The 14,612-nt window shown below is 71.7% G+C and carries 14 protein-coding genes, 1 tRNA gene and 2 pseudogenes; 8 read left to right on the top strand and 9 right to left on the bottom strand.

Annotated features, from left to right (window positions below):
- Window positions 1-199 precede the first annotated feature (199 nt).
- Window positions 200-1,336, bottom strand: a complete 1,137-nt coding sequence (locus tag OG946_RS14870; RefSeq protein WP_326796593.1) for an ABC transporter ATP-binding protein — start codon at window positions 1,334-1,336, stop codon at window positions 200-202.
- A 178-nt stretch (window positions 1,337-1,514) separates the two neighbouring features.
- Here OG946_RS14870 and OG946_RS14865 point away from each other — a divergent pair.
- From OG946_RS14865 to OG946_RS36115, 3 genes and pseudogenes are all read left to right on the top strand, one after another.
- A tRNA-Thr gene (locus tag OG946_RS14865) sits at window positions 1,515-1,591 on the top strand.
- A 388-nt stretch (window positions 1,592-1,979) separates the two neighbouring features.
- Window positions 1,980-3,485 carry an MDR family MFS transporter gene (locus OG946_RS14860; RefSeq protein ID WP_326796592.1) on the top strand — a complete coding sequence of 502 codons (1,506 nt, stop codon included), beginning with the start codon at window positions 1,980-1,982 and terminating at the stop codon, window positions 3,483-3,485.
- Window positions 3,448-3,621 (top strand): annotated as a pseudogene (locus OG946_RS36115) (transposase); the annotation flags it as partial. The gene OG946_RS14860 and the pseudogene OG946_RS36115, both read left to right, overlap by 38 nt.
- A 55-nt stretch (window positions 3,622-3,676) precedes the next feature.
- Here OG946_RS36115 and OG946_RS14855 read toward each other — a convergent pair.
- On the bottom strand, window positions 3,677-4,123 hold the full coding sequence (locus tag OG946_RS14855) for a MarR family winged helix-turn-helix transcriptional regulator (protein ID WP_326796591.1): 447 nt from the start codon (window positions 4,121-4,123) through the stop codon (window positions 3,677-3,679).
- Between the two features lie 53 nt (window positions 4,124-4,176).
- Between OG946_RS14855 and OG946_RS14850 the strand changes: the two genes are divergently transcribed.
- Together OG946_RS14850 and OG946_RS14845 are read left to right on the top strand one after the other, a co-directional pair.
- Entirely contained in the window at window positions 4,177-4,521 is a 345-nt protein-coding gene (locus OG946_RS14850) for a VOC family protein (RefSeq protein WP_326796590.1), read from the top strand.
- A complete protein-coding gene (locus OG946_RS14845) occupies window positions 4,518-5,744 on the top strand; it encodes an MFS transporter (protein WP_326796589.1) in 1,227 nt (408 codons plus the stop codon). Before OG946_RS14850 ends, OG946_RS14845 begins: the two co-directional genes overlap by 4 nt.
- Window positions 5,745-5,777: 33 nt before the next feature.
- On the opposite strand, the pseudogene OG946_RS36110 reads toward OG946_RS14845, so the two are convergent.
- Window positions 5,778-5,921, bottom strand: a pseudogene (locus OG946_RS36110) (IS5/IS1182 family transposase); the annotation flags it as partial.
- A 280-nt stretch (window positions 5,922-6,201) separates the two neighbouring features.
- On the opposite strand from OG946_RS36110, the gene OG946_RS14835 reads away from it, so the two are divergent.
- Window positions 6,202-6,633, top strand: a complete 432-nt coding sequence (locus tag OG946_RS14835; protein WP_326796588.1) for a hypothetical protein — start codon at window positions 6,202-6,204, stop codon at window positions 6,631-6,633.
- On the opposite strand, the gene OG946_RS14830 is transcribed toward OG946_RS14835, so the two are convergent.
- The 3 genes from OG946_RS14830 to OG946_RS14820 all read right to left on the bottom strand — a co-directional run bounded on the left by OG946_RS14830 (window position 6,624) and on the right by OG946_RS14820 (window position 9,716).
- Window positions 6,624-7,655: a selenium-binding protein SBP56-related protein gene (locus tag OG946_RS14830; protein WP_326796587.1), complete on the bottom strand. Its 1,032-nt coding sequence runs from the start codon at window positions 7,653-7,655 to the stop codon at window positions 6,624-6,626. The genes OG946_RS14835 and OG946_RS14830 overlap by 10 nt on opposite strands.
- 33 nt (window positions 7,656-7,688) lie before the next feature.
- Entirely contained in the window at window positions 7,689-8,777 is a 1,089-nt protein-coding gene (locus tag OG946_RS14825; RefSeq protein ID WP_326796586.1) for an amidohydrolase family protein, read from the bottom strand.
- Between the two features lie 294 nt (window positions 8,778-9,071).
- Complete coding sequence (locus OG946_RS14820; protein ID WP_326796585.1) at window positions 9,072-9,716, bottom strand: FMN-dependent NADH-azoreductase; 645 nt, start codon at window positions 9,714-9,716, stop codon at window positions 9,072-9,074.
- Window positions 9,717-9,812: 96 nt separating this feature from the next.
- Between OG946_RS14820 and OG946_RS14815 the strand changes: the two genes are divergently transcribed.
- Window positions 9,813-10,433 (top strand): TetR/AcrR family transcriptional regulator, encoded by a 621-nt coding sequence (locus tag OG946_RS14815; protein WP_326796584.1) that lies wholly within the window; start codon window positions 9,813-9,815, stop codon window positions 10,431-10,433.
- A 27-nt stretch (window positions 10,434-10,460) separates the two neighbouring features.
- On the opposite strand, the gene OG946_RS14810 is transcribed toward OG946_RS14815, so the two are convergent.
- From OG946_RS14810 to OG946_RS14800, 3 genes are all read right to left on the bottom strand, one after another.
- On the bottom strand, window positions 10,461-11,051 hold the full coding sequence (locus tag OG946_RS14810; protein ID WP_326800255.1) for a Uma2 family endonuclease: 591 nt from the start codon (window positions 11,049-11,051) through the stop codon (window positions 10,461-10,463).
- Between the two features lie 249 nt (window positions 11,052-11,300).
- Window positions 11,301-12,632: a 6-phospho-beta-glucosidase gene (locus tag OG946_RS14805; RefSeq protein ID WP_326796583.1), complete on the bottom strand. Its 1,332-nt coding sequence runs from the start codon at window positions 12,630-12,632 to the stop codon at window positions 11,301-11,303.
- Window positions 12,629-13,387, bottom strand: a complete 759-nt coding sequence (locus OG946_RS14800) for a DeoR/GlpR family DNA-binding transcription regulator (RefSeq protein WP_101423916.1) — start codon at window positions 13,385-13,387, stop codon at window positions 12,629-12,631. The genes OG946_RS14805 and OG946_RS14800 overlap by 4 nt, the downstream gene beginning before the upstream one ends.
- Window positions 13,388-13,505: 118 nt before the next feature.
- Here OG946_RS14800 and OG946_RS14795 point away from each other — a divergent pair, with 118 nt between their 5' ends.
- Window positions 13,506-14,606 (top strand): carbohydrate kinase family protein, encoded by a 1,101-nt coding sequence (locus OG946_RS14795; protein ID WP_326796582.1) that lies wholly within the window; start codon window positions 13,506-13,508, stop codon window positions 14,604-14,606.
- Window positions 14,607-14,612 lie beyond the last annotated feature (6 nt).

Here is a 14,612-nt window from a genome sequence, read left to right as displayed (position 1 = left end):
TGAGTAACCCTAACGAGCGCGGTTGGGCGGGAAATTCGAATTCCGTGTTGACGTGCACGTCGAACGAAGTGGCGGACTTTCCGACGTACTTGCCGTTACACGAGGTATTCGGCGGCCGGAAAACGCGGAACGGCGCCGCAGCCTTGTCGGGGCTGCGGCGCCGTTGCGCAGGAACTGCCCGGCGGTGTCGCTCAGTCGGTCAGTCGCTGAGGCGCGCGCCGGTGGAGGTGGAGAACACGTGCGTCTCGCCGGAGCGCGGGACGATGTGCAGCGTGGCGCCCTTGTCCGGCACGGCGCGGCCGGAGACGCGGACGACCAGGTCCTTGTCCTCGCCGCCGACGTTCGCGGAACCGTAGACGTAGGCGTCGGCGCCCAGCTCCTCGACCACGTTGACCGTGACCGGCAGACCGGCCGGGGCGCCGTCCTTCTCCTTCGACAGGCTCTTGTCCGCGGGCGTGTCGCCGTTGGCGATGTCGAAGTGCTCGGGACGGACGCCGACGGTGACGGTGCGGTCGCCCTTGTCGGATGCGGCGGCCAGGGCCTCGCGGCTGACGGGCACGACGCTGTTGCCGAACTTGACGCCGCCGTCGGTGATCGGGACCTCGACGAGGTTCATCGCCGGGGAGCCGATGAAGCCGGCGACGAACAGGTTCTCCGGCTTGTCGTACATCTCGCGCGGCGTGGCGACCTGCTGGAGCAGGCCGTCCTTGAGCACCGCGACCCGGTCGCCCATGGTCATGGCCTCGACCTGGTCGTGGGTGACGTACACGGTGGTGACGCCGAGGCGGCGCTGCAGGCCGGCGATCTGCGTGCGGGTCTGGACGCGGAGCTTGGCGTCGAGGTTCGACAGCGGCTCGTCCATGAGGAACACCTGCGGCTCACGGACGATCGCGCGGCCCATCGCGACACGCTGCCGCTGACCACCGGAGAGCGCCTTCGGCTTGCGGCCGAGGTACTCGGTGAGGTCGAGGATCTTGGCGGCGTCCTCGACCTTCTGCCGGATCTCGGTCTTCGGCACGCCGGCGATCTTGAGCGCGAAGCCCATGTTGTCGGCGACGGTCATGTGCGGGTACAGCGCGTAGTTCTGGAACACCATGGCGATGTCCCGGTCCTTCGGGGGCAGGTGGGTGACGTCGCGGTCACCGATGTGGATGGTGCCGGAGTTCACGTCCTCCAGACCCGCGAGCATCCGCAGGGAGGTGGACTTGCCACAGCCGGACGGGCCGACCAGGACGAGGAACTCGCCGTCCGCGATGGAGATCTCCAGCTCGCTGACCGCGGGCTTTTCCGAGCCCGGGTAGACCCGGGTGGCCTTGTCGAACGAAACCGTTGCCATGGTGTTTCCCTTCACCGGCAGGAACGTGCCGGACGATCCGAGTAAAGGATGTGGTCCAGTCCACTGAGTGAACCTTGGCGCCGACCGTACCTGCCGGTCAGGCCCCTTGTCACCACCTGGAAGGTCCCGAAAACGCATCACCACGCCGCTCGACGCCCCGGTTACACTTCACGGGCGCGCCTCCTTAGCTCAGCCGGTCAGAGCAACGCTCTTGTAAAGCGTAGGTCGTCGGTTCGAATCCGACAGGGGGCTCCAGAGGGGACCTGACCTGGGAGTCCGGGCCCAGCGAAGAGACCCGGGGGGTGGGTCTGAAGGCCACGCCCATGCGGCGTGAGGCGTGCTCCCCGCACCCCGCGGGGACGGTCCCAACCCGATCCTCGGTCCGATGACCGGCTTCGAGCGCTTCCCGCAGCCGCGGGGTTCGCCGTCGCCCACCTGGCCCCGGCCCGTCCTGACCTGCACTTGTCCGCTCGTCTGCCTGAGGCGAAATGCGGAGGCGGTGGGCCCGTCTCGCGTGCGATTCTTGTACGCCGATGAGTTCCGGCGTGCCCGCCGGTCTGTCTTGGTGGAACGACCGAGCCATCCAGTCCGCGGCCCCCGGCTGCGAGGTGACTGTGATCAGGAACCCCAGCGAGGAGCTGTCATGCGAGTGGCGATAACGAAACGTTTCTCCGCAGATGAAGCGGCGGAAGGCCGGACGCCGACCGTCGTCCGGCTGCTGGTGCTGGCGACGTTCGTGGTGATCCTCAACGAGACCATCATGATCAACGCGATCCCGCGGCTGATGGAGTCCATGGACGTCACCGAGCAGGCGGCGCAGTGGGTGTCCACCGCGTTCATGCTCACCATGGCCACCGTGATCCCCGTCACGGGCTGGTTCCTCCAGCGGGTCAGCACCCGCCGCGCGTACGCCGTCGCCATGAGCACGTTCCTCGTCGGCACCGTCGTCTCGGCCGTCGCGCCGACGTTCGCCGTGCTGCTGGCCGGCCGGATCGTGCAGGCCGCCGGGACTGCCGTGATGATGCCGCTGCTCATGACCACGCTGATGGCGGTGGTGCCCTCGGAGCACCTCGGCAAGGTGATGGGCCACGTCACCCTGGCGATGTCCACCGCCCCCGCGCTGGGCCCGACCGTGTCCGGCGTGATCCTCCAGGCCGGCTCGTGGCGGCTGCTGTTCGTCGTGGTGCTGCCGATCGCCGCGCTGGTGACCGTCTTCGGGCTGCGCAGGCTGGAGAACATCGGCGAGCCGCAGGTCAGCTCCATCGACTGGATCAGCGTCGGCGTGGCGACCCTCGGCTTCGGCGGTCTGGTGTACGGGCTGAGCCTCATCGGCGAGCACGACCGCAGGAGCACCGGCATCGGCATCGCCGTGGCCGGCCTCGTGGCCATCGGCCTCTTCACCTTCCGCCAGCTCCGGCTGCAGCGCAAGGGCACCCCGCTGATGGACCTGCGGACCCTGCGGTACGGGGCCTTCACCCGGTCGCTGGCCGTCATGTCCGTCGGCTTCCTGGCGATGATGGGCTCGATGATCCTGCTGCCTCTGTACCTGCAGAACGTCCGCGGCCTCAGCCCGCTGGAGACCGGCCTGCTGGTCATGCCGGGCGGTCTGGCGATGGGGCTGCTGGGCCCGACGGTCGGCAAGGCGTTCGACCGCTTCGGCAGCCGCGGCCTGGTGGTGCCGGGCTCGGCCGGCATCGCGGTGGCCCTCTTCGGCTACACGCAGATCTCCATGACGACGCCGTACGGGCTCATCCTCGCGCTGCACGTGATCCTCATGATCAGCCTGGCGGCGACCTTCACCCCGGTCTTCACCCTCGGCATGGGCGCGCTGCCCTCGCACCTGTACTCGTACGGCAGCTCCATCCTCGGCACCCTGCAGCAGGTCGCGGCGGCGTTCGGGACGGCGCTGGTGGTGACGGTGATGTCGTCCCGCGCCACGAGCCTGGTGGACGACGGCATGGCCCCGATCCCCGCCCAGGTCAGCGGCATGAAGCTGGCCTTCGGCGTGGCGGCGGCCCTGGCCGTGGTGATGATCGCCCTGGCCGCGACCCTCCCCCGCCGGGTCGAGACCCCGCCCGCCGACGACACCGCGGAACCCACCCCCGAGGCGGATGTGGAGCCCGTCGCCGACAAGTGCGTCACCGCCTAGGGCGTTTGCCCGGTGGGCGCGGATTGAGCCGTTGCTTCCTGATCGGATGCCGAGGCGGGGTGGGCGGTGGCGGGATCACCGGCAGGTGATCGCCGCGATCGCGTACACGTTCCGGATGGGGACGCCGTGGATGTATCTGCCCGCCCGAGCGCTTCGGCTCAGGGAAAGGCGCCCACAACCGGCTGCGGCACCTAGTCGGTGCCGGGCGGGGCCAGGCAGGCGGCGAGGTCTTCGCGTACGCGGCGCTGCCGCTCCTGCGACAAGGGCGAGAAGAGCTGCTTCTCGACGGCCCGGACCGCGACGCTGGCCTGGTGCAGTGCCGTCTGCCCGGCCGGGGTGAGTTCCGCCAGCAGCGCGCGGCCGTGGGTCGCGTGGTCGGGTCTGGTGAGCAGGCCGCGCTCCTGTAGGCGACGCAGGACGAGGTTCATCGACTGCCGGGTGACGAACGCGCGGCGCGCGAGTTCGGAGTTGGACAGGCCGGGATCCCTGCCGAGCAGTTCGAGGCACGCGTACTGCGGGACGGTCAGGTCCAGGGGCCGCAGGGCCTCGTCCATCGCGGTGCGCAGTGCGGCGTGCACCTGCTTGAGGACGTACCCCACCGAGAGTTCCAGCTCCCCGACCGTCTCTGGTTGCTCCATGTCAGCAGTCTGACATACGGTGGATGTCAGTACGCTGACATAGGAGTAACGGCATGAGTGGACAGGTCACCTACTTCGAGCTGCCCAGCAGCGACATCGCGGCCACCCGGCAGTTCTGGGGCACGCTGTTCGGCTGGACGTTCCACGAGGGCAACTTTCCGGGTTACTCGATGATCCAGGGGCCCGAGCCGATGGGCGGGGCGCCGCACGACGACGCGTCACGGCACCCGCGGATCTACTTCGCGGTCGACGACATCGAGGCCGCCGTGGCCCGGGTGCGCGAGCTGGGTGGCACGGCGGAGGACCCGGTCACCATCCCGTCCGGCGCGTACGCCCACTGCACCGACGACCAGGGCGTGGAGTTCAGCCTGTCGCAAGAGGCGGGAGACCGCGCTTGAGCCGGAACGACGCCGGCGAACCGGGGGAGCAGCGGTCCGGCCGGCTCGTACGACCGCTGCTCCCCCTGGCGTTGGCCACCTTCGCGGTCGGCACCGACGCGTTCGTGCTGGCGGGACTCCTGCCCGCCATCGCCGACGACCTGGACGTGAGCACCCCGGCCGCGGGCCAGTTGGTGACGGCGTTCGCGCTGACGCTCGCCGTCGCGGCGCCGGTGCTGAGCTGGCTGCTGAGTCCGCTGGACCGCCGGAAGGCACTGCAACTGGCCCTGATCGCCTTCGTCGTCGGCAATGTCCTGACCGCGGTCAGCCCGACCTACCTGCTGGCACTGCTCGCCCGGATCCTCACCGCGCTGGGGGCGGCGACCATCACGGCCACCGCGTCGAGCACGGCCGTCGCGATCACGCCGCCCGAACGCCGGGGACGTGCCATGGCGTTGGTCATCGGCGGCCTGACCCTGTCCACCGCCCTGGGCATGCCCCTGGGCAACCTGCTCGGCAGTGTGGACTGGCGCCTCACGCTGTGGGCGGTGGCCGCCCTGGGCGTCGTGGCAGCGATCGGCGTCTCCGTCGCGCTGCCCACGCTCATGCTCCCGGCCACGAGTCTCTCCGCCCGCCTGGCTCCGCTGCGCCGGCCCGAGGTGCTCACCATCCTGGCGGCGACGCTGCTGGTGATGGCCGGGCACTACACCGTCTACACCTACATCGGCGCGATGACCGCCGACATCACGGCCGGATCGTTCTCCCGGGCGCTCACCATGATTCTCTTCGCCTGGGGCGTCGGCGTTCTCGCCGGCAACTTCTTCGCCGGCTACCTCGTCGACAAGCGCCCGATGCTCCGCGTCGCGATCGCCGCGCTCGCCGCCGGAACCGTGCTCCTCGCGATCAGTCCCCTCGCGGTCGAGCACCTGGTCGTCGCGGCCGTCTGGGCCGTCGTCTGGGGCGCGAGCGACGGAATGGCCTCGGTCGTGCAGCAACACCGCCTGGTGACCCTCGCACCCGCCTCGGCGCCGGTCCTCCTCGGACTCAACTCCTCCGCGATCTACATCGGCGTCGCGGTGAGCGGCGTCTTCGGCGGCCTCGCCCAGGACTGGCTGTCGATCACCCTGCTCGGCCTTCCCGCCGCCGCCCTGGCTCTGTTCGCGACGGCGGTCACCGTCGCCGAGGGGAGAGCGGGCCGTGCGGCAACTGCGCCGCAGGTGCCCGAGCGCGAGTACGCCCGGTGACACAGGCAACGGGCTTTCCCGCCCCTGGGCCTCTTTCTGACGGGTCCCGGCGGCGTGCCGGTGAGCCCGCACGATCGTGGAATCGACCGCGACGACCCGGTCCGGATCACCTTCGGCGTCAGCCTGGGCGAGCAGAGCGGTCAGGACCTTCTCCCACGTGCCGTCGGCCGCCCACCGGGCACCAGTCAACGACACACCCAGACCAAGGATCAGATGATCCCAAGGAAACGCCCTAGACCCGATGCGGCGTGCGGCCGGCATCCGGGCCTGAGGGGTCACCCCCGGGGTCACCCCCGGGCGGCGCCGGCGCTCACCTGGCGTCGTCCGAGAGCGCTCCGTACAGGAAGACCTCCACCCGTGCGGCCGGAGTACCGGGTCGGCCCCCGGAACCCGCCGGGGGCGGTCGGGCGTCAGTCTTCTTGCGGGGCATGGTGTAGCCGGAGATGGGGTGGTCCGGGTGGATCCGGTTTCTGTGGGGCTGCTGGCGGCGCTGGCCGGTGGGGCCGGGGGTGAGATCGGGCGGGATGCCTGGGCCGGTCTGGTGCGGCTGGTGCGGATGCCGTTCCGGCGCGACGGCGGGGGCGACGCCGGCGGCGGCTCCGCCGAGGCGGAGCTGACGCGGCTCGCCGAGGAGCCGGTGGACGAGGTGCGCGCGCAGGCGCTCAGTACGGCGCTGGCCGTACGGGCCGCGCTGGACGGGGAGTTCCGGGCCGCGCTGCGGACCTGGCACGAGGAGCTGCCGCCGCTGCCGGGCGACGGCGCGGACTCGGTGAGCAACAGCGTCAGCGGCCAGGTCTGGAACGGACCCGTCGTCCAGGGGCGCGACTTCCACGCCGCCCAGGGCATCCACATCGAGTCGGGCCCGCCGCCGGACCGCCCTCAGCGGTAGCAGTACGAGTCCGACGAGGCGTCCCCGCCCTGCAGATGCGTCTGGTGGACGCGGCGGCCCCGGAAGTCCGCCCCGTGCGGGAAGAACCGGTGGTCCACCGTCAGGCCGCCCGCCGCCGGGTCGGTGTCCAGCTTGACCAGCCACGGCTCCACGCCGTCCGGGTAGAACTGGTCGTCCCAGGAGCCGTAGAGGGAGTTCGTCAGGTACACGCGCCGCCCGTCGCGGCTCAGTTCGACCATCTGCGGCCCGCCCGTCAGCGGTGTCTCCGGCGCCGCGGGGTGCGGCGTCCTGGCGGTGATGCCGCCGAGGCGGGCGGAGGCCGTGCGGCGGGGGTGGAACGGGTCGCTCACGTCGTACTGCAGCAGCTCGCCCGTGCCCCACGCCGAGACGTACAGCCAGCGGTCGTCGACCGACAGGTTGATGTCCGTCACCAGCGGCGGCACCGCGCCGAACGGCCGCAGCGCGGGCGGCAGTTCCGCCGGGCCCGCGGGCTCGGCGGGGATCGTGATGACCTTGCGTACGGTGAACTCCCCGCCGCCCCGCTCGCGGTGCCACAGCCACACCGACGCCGACAGGTCCGCCACGCTCACCACCACCCCGGCGAAGCCCCAGGTGGCCTCCGGGTCGTGCGCGGGGCGCAGCTCCAGCACCATCTGGTGCTCGTCGCCGAGGTCGGCGCGCTGGAGATGCCGGCCCGTGCCCAGCTCCCAGAAGTGCAGCGCGTGACCGTACTTGCGGCCGAGCAGCAGCTCCGGGTCGACGCCCTCCTCCACCATCGACGGCGTGCCCCACTCGCTGGTCACCGCCACCTCGTGGTTCAGGTGCCACCACACGTCGTACGCGAGCCGCTGCGGCCCCCGGTCCGTCTCCCAGGCGCGCAGCACGTCGAACGTCTCGTGGTCCAGCAGCGCCACCCCGCCGGGTCCGTCCTCGCCGTTCGCGCCGCCGAGGCAGGAGAGGAACACGCCGTCGGGGCCGCAGTGCAGGGTGTGGGCCCGGAAGGGGCCGAACGGTCCGGCCACACACCCGCAACACGCCCGCAACAGGCGGGCCCCCTACGCCTCGCAGATCTCCGGCGCCCGCTCCTTGATCCCCAGCAGGTCGAAGTAGTTCTGCCCGAGCGCGATCCGACGGAACGCCTCGTCCCCCATCGCCTTGTTGATCCGGCTGGTCACCTCCAGCTCCTCCTTGTAGACCCCGAAGCTCTTGTCCCGCGACGCGCCGAAGTCCGTCCCCGGGATCGCCTGTTCCGGATACGCGTCGAACAGCGCCGCGTACTTCGCCCGCACCCCCGGCTTGCCGAAGTACATGTCCTCCAGCACCCGCCAGCTCAGGTCGAGCGTGAGGTTCGGGTAGCGCTCCAGGAGCCGCGTCATGATGGCGATGTGCTCGTCCGGGTCCATGGTCGACAGCTCCTTGGAGAGGCCCATGTGCGCCCAGACGATCTTGTTGTGCGGATAGAGCCCCAGCACGCGCTCCATCAGGTGCAGATACCGCGTCGGGTCCTGGTCGTTGCCGAGGTCGGAGTGGATGGTGATCGGCATGTCGCGCCGGCGCAGCTCGGCCATGAACGGCGCCCACCCGGTGATGTCCGCCTCGTCCGCGGGCTCGTGCTTGTTGGGCAGGAGGGCCTGCTTGATGAGGTTGACCTCGCCCATCCACTGGAACATCCCCGGGAACTCCTTGTCGAGCTGCCGCATCCCGCCCATCACGGTCTCGGGGTGGGCGAGGTCCGGGTACGTCATGGACAGGGCCAGGTCGACGTCCTCCTGCTTGTGCTCGACGACGTTCTCGGCGTTGACGACGTCGTTCTTGATGCTGGGGAGTACGGGCGTGCCGGGGCAGTCCAGGTAGTACGTGCAGGGGGAGTCCACCGGGAGCTTCTGCCCGATGCCGAAGACGCCGGCGTGCCGTACGCCGGTGCGCTTGAGGTAGCCGACCACCTCGCGGAACGGGACCGCCTCGCCCCCGAAGGGCCGGAAGTGCAGGTGCCCGTCGACGACCGAGGTGTACGGCTCGGTGCGGCGGTCGAAGCAGTCCTCCTCGGCCGCGGAGGCGGCGGACCCGGCGGTGGGCCCGAGGACGACGACGGCGGCGAGCCAGGTCGTGGCGGTGACGGCGGTCCTGCGACTCACGTACGGCACGCGGATCCCCTTCGGCGGTGGAGCGGGTGGAGTGAAAGGGATTGTGTGATCGCCGGGAGGTGAGTGGGAGGGCGCCCCGCCGCGCGGCCGGGCAGATGACCGAAACGGGCTACGGGCGCGGTGCGCGCGGTGCGGGTGGGGCGTACGTACGAGGTGGTGCCGTACGTACGCGCGGGGGCGCGGGCGGGCCGGGCGCGGGGTGCGCGAGGGCCGTACGGTACGCGGTCCCGCGACTCACGTACGGCACCCGGAACCGGCCCCGCCCGCGCCCCGTACCGCGCGCCGCCGCCCTCCTCACACCCGCGCCACCGCCTCCGCCAGGACCCGCCCCGCGCCCCGCGCGGCCTGGAGCGCCTCCTCGTGCTCCCGCGCGGCCTCCTCGCGCAGCGCCTCCATGCCGGGGGTGCTGGCCGCCAGCGTCAGCTCGCGCTCGATCACGGTGAGATCGGCCTGCCATATGTCGACCAGGACCCGCCGCAGATACGGGGTCGAGTGGTCCCAGCCCGCCCGGGGCGCGCCCGGCTGGTAGCCGCCGCCCTTGCTGGTGACCAGCACGGTGGGCTTCTCCTTGAGCACGGGGGTGGTGGCCCCGGCGCCGTTGATGACGAGGTCGGCCCAGGCCTTGAAGTGCTGGGAGACGCCGTAGTTGTAGAGCGGGACGGCGAGGAGGACGGCGTCGGCGCGGTCGAGTTCCGCGGCGAGCTCGGCGGCCAGCTCCATGGCCCGGAGCTGCGCGGGGGTGCGCTCGGGGGCGGGGGTGAAGCCGGCGGTGGTGGCCAGCGCCCAGGCGTCGGCGGGGAGCGGGGCGGTGCCGAGGTGGCGGCGCTCCACCGGGGCGTCGGGGTGGGTCTGGGCCCATGCGGCCTGGACGGTGTCGGCTATCTCGGCTGAGGCGGAGGCGCCGGGGAGGATGCTGGCGTCGATGCGGAAGAGCTTCATAGGGGTTCGTCTCCGTATGCAGGGTTCTGCGCGTGTTGCGCGGGATCGCGATCCAGCATAAGCGGACTTTACCCCGGTTATATTCCTGACGATACGGTGGCGACCGTGGACGGTGACCTGATCCCCCTGGAGCGACCCCGCGCGGAGCGCGCGGACGCGGCGCGAAACCGCAGGCTGCTGCTGGATACGGCCCGCCGGATGATCGCCGAGGCGGGCGCAGAGAACGTGACCATGGACGGCCTCGCGGAGCAGGCCGGGGTGGGGAAGGGCACGGTCTACCGCCGCTTCCGTACGCGGGCGGGGATCTTCGTGGCGCTCCTGGACGAGGAGGAACGCGGCTTCCAGCAGCGCGTGCTCTCCGGCCCGCCACCGCTGGGCCCGGGGGCCGACCCGGTGGACCGGCTGATCGCGTACGGCCAGGGGCGCATTACGTTCCTGCTCGACCACCACGCGGTGGCGCGCGCGGCACTGGGCCAGAACGTCCCGGTGCCGGCGGGCCCGGGACTGACGCGGATGCACATCCGCCTGCTGCTGGAACAGTCAGGCGTGGCCGCGGACCACCTCGACGCCCTGACCCTGCAACTCGCCGCGGCCCTGGAGGGCCCGGTGCTGCTCTACCTCGCGACGCCCGCCCAGGAGGAGGGGGAGGCCACGCGCTACCTCCGGGCGCTGGCGGAGGGCTGGAAGGTCCTGGTCACGAGGGTGTGCCGCCGCTGAGCGGAGCCACCCGCAGCGGCCCGCCGGTCAGTACGTGAGGGTGAGGTCGATGTCGATCTCGTACGGGAGTGAGAGCTTCAGCCGGTCGGTGTGAATTCCCGTGAGCATGTAGTTCCGGGTGGCATCGTCCAACTGGTAAACGTGCACGACTGCTTGCTCGCGCTTTCTCTCGACACGCCAGAAGTGCTGAATGCCCGCCTTCGCGTACTTCAGCGGCTTGGTCTCCCGGTCGCGATCGACGGATTCGGGCGAGACGACCTCGACGGCGAGGAGCACGTCCTGGGCCTGGAAACTGGTCTGCGCAAGTGTCGCCGCCGCGTCCCTCCGGACCACGATGAGGTCGGGCTCGGGCCGCTGCTGCCGGCTGATCACGACCGTCATCTCGCGCAGCACAGTCAGGTCGTCCGGGGCTGTACGCAGGAGACTGTTCTCCAGCATGCGAATGGTCACGCTGTGGAAAATGGTCTGCGGCGTCCTGAAAACGAGGCTCCCGTCGATCAGCTCCGTGTGCGGAGGCAGGTCGGGGAGCGTGTCCAGGTCGTCGGCCGTATAGCCGCCGGAAGGCGGCATCGGCCATGCCGGGGTCGTGTGCCCCGGCTTCTTCGGTGCCACGCTCATGGCAGGTGCTTCCATGCGCCGGATCCTCGCCCGTACGACCAGCGTACCCACCGGGTACGCCGATCTTGCCCCTCGAACGAGTGACCTACCTCGCCGCCTTGACGCCGACGGGGGCGCCGGTCCCGCCGACCGGCGCCCCCGTGCCGGGCCGCCCCCTCGGGCCCCCCTGCCCGGCTGCCCCCCTCGGGCCCCCGTGCCCGCCCCCCCTCGGGCCGCCCCTCCGGCCGCCCCCTCAGGCCGGCGGGGCTGTCAGATGCCGCGGGACGTCAGGACGCGGTCGGCCGCGTTCACCGAGTCGACCAGGGGGTGCAGGGCCACCGCCCGGAGGGCCTTCGCGCGGCTGCCCGTGTCCGCCGCCGCGATCGTGGCGCGCTCCACGTCCTTCAGCGTCAGCATCAGGCCCAACTGGTCCGCCGCCGCCGGGCCCGTCGGGATCGGGTGGGCGCCCTGGGCGTCCACGCGGCACGGGACCTCGATGACCGCCTCCGCGTCCAGCCCCGGGATCGTGGTGCGGTTGGGGACGTTGAGGATCAGGGTGGCGTGCTCGTCGCGGGAGATGGCGCGCATCAGGGCCAGCGCCACCCGGTCGTAGCCGCCGCCGTCCAGGTCGCACGTGTCGCGCTGCCAGCCGCCGGTGCTCTCCCGGCTCTCCGCCATGTACGTCGCCTCGCGCTCCTTGCGCGTGCGCTCCCACGCCGCCGCCGCCTCGCCCGGGTCGGCGGCCGCCGCGGCGTAGAACGCCGCCTGCTGCTCGCGCAGGAACTCGCCGCGGGTCGCGGGCGCGTCGCGCAGGGCGGCGATGGCCTCGCGGTTGAAGTAGTAGTAGTGCAGGTACTCGTTGGGCAGCGAGCCCAGCGCCTGCAGCCACTCGGCGCCGAAGAGCTTGCCCTCCTCGAACGACTCCAGCGTCGCCGGGTCGGCGAGCAGCGCCGGGAGGCGGTCCTCGCCGTCGACGAGGATGCGGCGCAGCCAGCCGAGGTGGTTGAGGCCGACGTAGTCGAGTTCGGTGCGCTCCGGGTCGACGCCCAGGGCGCGGGCGGCGCGGCGGGCCATGCCGACGGGGGAGTCGCAGATGCCGATCACGCGGTCGCCGAGGAGGCGCTGCATGGCCTCGGTGACCATGCCTGCGGGGTTGGTGAAGTTGATGACCCAGGCGTTCGGGGCGACGGCCGCGACCCGCTCGGCGATGTGCATGGCGGCGGGTACGGAGCGCAGACCGTACAGGACGCCGCCGGCGCCGACGGTCTCCTGGCCGAGCAACCCCTCGGTCAGCGCGGCGCGTTCGTCGAGGCTGCGGCCTTCGAGGCCGCCGGCGCGGATGGCGGAGAAGACGAAGTCCGTGTCGCGCAGGGCGTCGTCGAGGTCGGTGGTGGTACGGACCGCCGGCGGCCGGGCGCCTCTGGCCTCCCCGTCCGCCGCGTGCTGCGCGAGGACGGCACCGATGGCTTCCAGGCGCCGCGGCTCCGTGTCGTACAGGACGAGCTCCGTGCACCGCCCCGACTCGTCGCCGCTGTCTTCGAGCAGGGCCCGGAACACCAGCGGCACGCGGAACCCGCCGCCGCCCAGCACTGTCAGCCTCATACCGTGATTACCTCCACACCGGCCTCGCCGAAGGCGGCGAGGGTCACCGGGTCCGATGACGTGTTCGTGATGAGCATGTGCACGTCCTCGGGGCCGCAGATGCGGACGAGCCCCGAGTCGCCGGGGAACTTGCCCGCGCTGGCGAGCAGCACCACCTGCCGGGACGCCTTGATCATGGCGCGCTTGACGGGGACCTCGACGTGGGTGCTGTCCAGCACGCTGCCGTCGGGGAGGATCCCGCTGGCGCCGAGGAAGAGGCGGCCGACGTAGAGCTCACGGAGGTTGGACTCGGTGAGCACGCCGACGACCGAGCGGTAGTTCCGCCGGACCTCGCCGCCGAGCAGGATCAGGGTGACCGCGTGGTCGTCGCGCAGTTCCTCGTAGACCGCGAGATTGCTGGTGACGATCGTCACAGGGCGACCGCGCAGCCGCTGCGCCAGGGCCAGCGTGGTGGTGCCGATGTCGAGCAGCACCACGTCGCCGTCCTCGATCAGCTCGGCGGCGCGGGTGGCGACCGACTCCCGGCCGCCGGGGTCGTCGTCCGCGACCTCGGCGAAGGGTCTCTCGTCGTCCGCGCGGGCCGCCACCGCGCCGCCGTAGACCCGGGTGAGGCGGCCGGCGCGGCCCAGTTCCGTGAGGTCGCGGCGGGCCGTGGCCTCGCTGACGCCGAGCCGCTTGGCGATGTCCCGTACGGGCAGCACGCCCTCGTCGCCGAGGATGCTGAGCAGCTTCTCGTGGCGCGTCTCTCGCAGCATGGACCGCAATGTACTCCACGTGAGCGAGTTTGCGCGAGTGTGAGTGACCTCTTGCAAATTCTGTCGCGGCGGTGCAAGGTGTCGCTCAATGTGAACCACGAGCAGGAAGGGCACGCCGTTGAGCACACCCTCGGCGGTCCGCACAGCGATCGACCCGCTGGCGGGCACACGCGCTCCCGGCGATCCTGAGCACGACGTTCTCCTCACCGGCACCGTGTTCATGGACATCGTCTTCACCGGACTCGAAGGCGCGCCCGTGCGCGGCAGCGAGAACTGGGCCCGCGGCATGGGCTCGAGCCCGGGCGGCATCGCGAACATGGCCACCGCGCTCGCCCGCCTCGGGCTGCGCACCACGCTCAGCGCGAGCTTCGGCACCGACCTCTACGGCGACTACTGCTGGGAGAGCCTGTCGGAGAGCGAAGGCGTCGACCTCAGCCCGTCGCGGCGGCTGGCCGGCTGGCACTCGCCGGTCACGGTCTCCATGGCGTACGAGGGCGAGCGCACCATGGTGACGCACGAGCACCCCGCGCCGCCCCCCGTCTGCGCCACGCTCCCGCGCGCCCGCTCCGTCATGGCGTCGCTGGAGCCGGGCCGGGACGAGGAGTGGGTACGGCACGCGCACGAGCAGGGCTCGCGGGTCTTCTCCGACGTCGGCTGGGACGAGACCGGCCGCTGGGACCTCGACGCGCTGACCGGGCTGCGCTACAGCCACGCCTTCCTGCCCAACGCCGCCGAGGCGATGCAGTACACCCGCACCGACTCCCCGGAGCAGGCGGTACGCGCCCTCGCCGAGCTGGTGCCGATCGCCGTGGTGACCAAGGGCCCCGACGGCGCCGTCGCCGTCGACGGCGTCACCGGCGAGACCGCCGACGTCCCCGGCCTGCTCGTGGACGCCCTCGACCCGACCGGTGCCGGCGACGTGTTCGTCGCCGGCTTCATGACCGGAACACTGGCGGGCTGGCCGCTCGCCGACCGGCTCGCCTTCGCCAACCTCACCGCCGCGCTGTCCGTACAGCACTTCGGCGGCTCGCTGTCCGCGCCCGACTGGACGGAGGTGGCCGCGTGGTGGATCGAGGCCGCCGCCGGCGCCAAGGCCGGCGACGCGGACGCCGCCGAGGTGGCCCGGCGGTACGACTTCCTGGACGGCCTGGTCCCGGCCCTGGTGCGGCAGCGGCCGCGCCGGCGGGCCATCCCGACCATCGGCTTCCGGGACGAGTAGAACGAA

The sequence above is a fragment of the Streptomyces sp. NBC_01808 genome (assembly GCF_035917395.1).
GTDB lineage: Bacteria > Actinomycetota > Actinomycetes > Streptomycetales > Streptomycetaceae > Streptomyces.
Note: the sequence above shows the minus strand (reverse complement) of the source record. Positions and strands in the feature narration are given on the sequence as shown.

Excerpts from the sequence above, each read along its gene's own strand:
- OG946_RS14870 (WP_326796593.1), bottom strand. The coding sequence starts at position 1,336 with ATGGCAACGGTTTCGTTCGACAAGGCCACCCGGGTCTACCCGGGCTCG.
- OG946_RS14860 (WP_326796592.1), top strand. The coding sequence starts at position 1,980 with ATGCGAGTGGCGATAACGAAACGTTTCTCCGCAGATGAAGCGGCGGAA.
- OG946_RS14855 (WP_326796591.1), bottom strand. The coding sequence starts at position 4,123 with ATGGAGCAACCAGAGACGGTCGGGGAGCTGGAACTCTCGGTGGGGTAC.
- OG946_RS14850 (WP_326796590.1), top strand. The coding sequence starts at position 4,177 with ATGAGTGGACAGGTCACCTACTTCGAGCTGCCCAGCAGCGACATCGCG.
- OG946_RS14820 (WP_326796585.1), bottom strand. The coding sequence starts at position 9,716 with ATGAAGCTCTTCCGCATCGACGCCAGCATCCTCCCCGGCGCCTCCGCC.
- OG946_RS14810 (WP_326800255.1), bottom strand. The coding sequence starts at position 11,051 with ATGAGCGTGGCACCGAAGAAGCCGGGGCACACGACCCCGGCATGGCCG.
- OG946_RS14805 (WP_326796583.1), bottom strand. The coding sequence starts at position 12,632 with ATGAGGCTGACAGTGCTGGGCGGCGGCGGGTTCCGCGTGCCGCTGGTG.
- OG946_RS14800 (WP_101423916.1), bottom strand. The coding sequence starts at position 13,387 with ATGCTGCGAGAGACGCGCCACGAGAAGCTGCTCAGCATCCTCGGCGAC.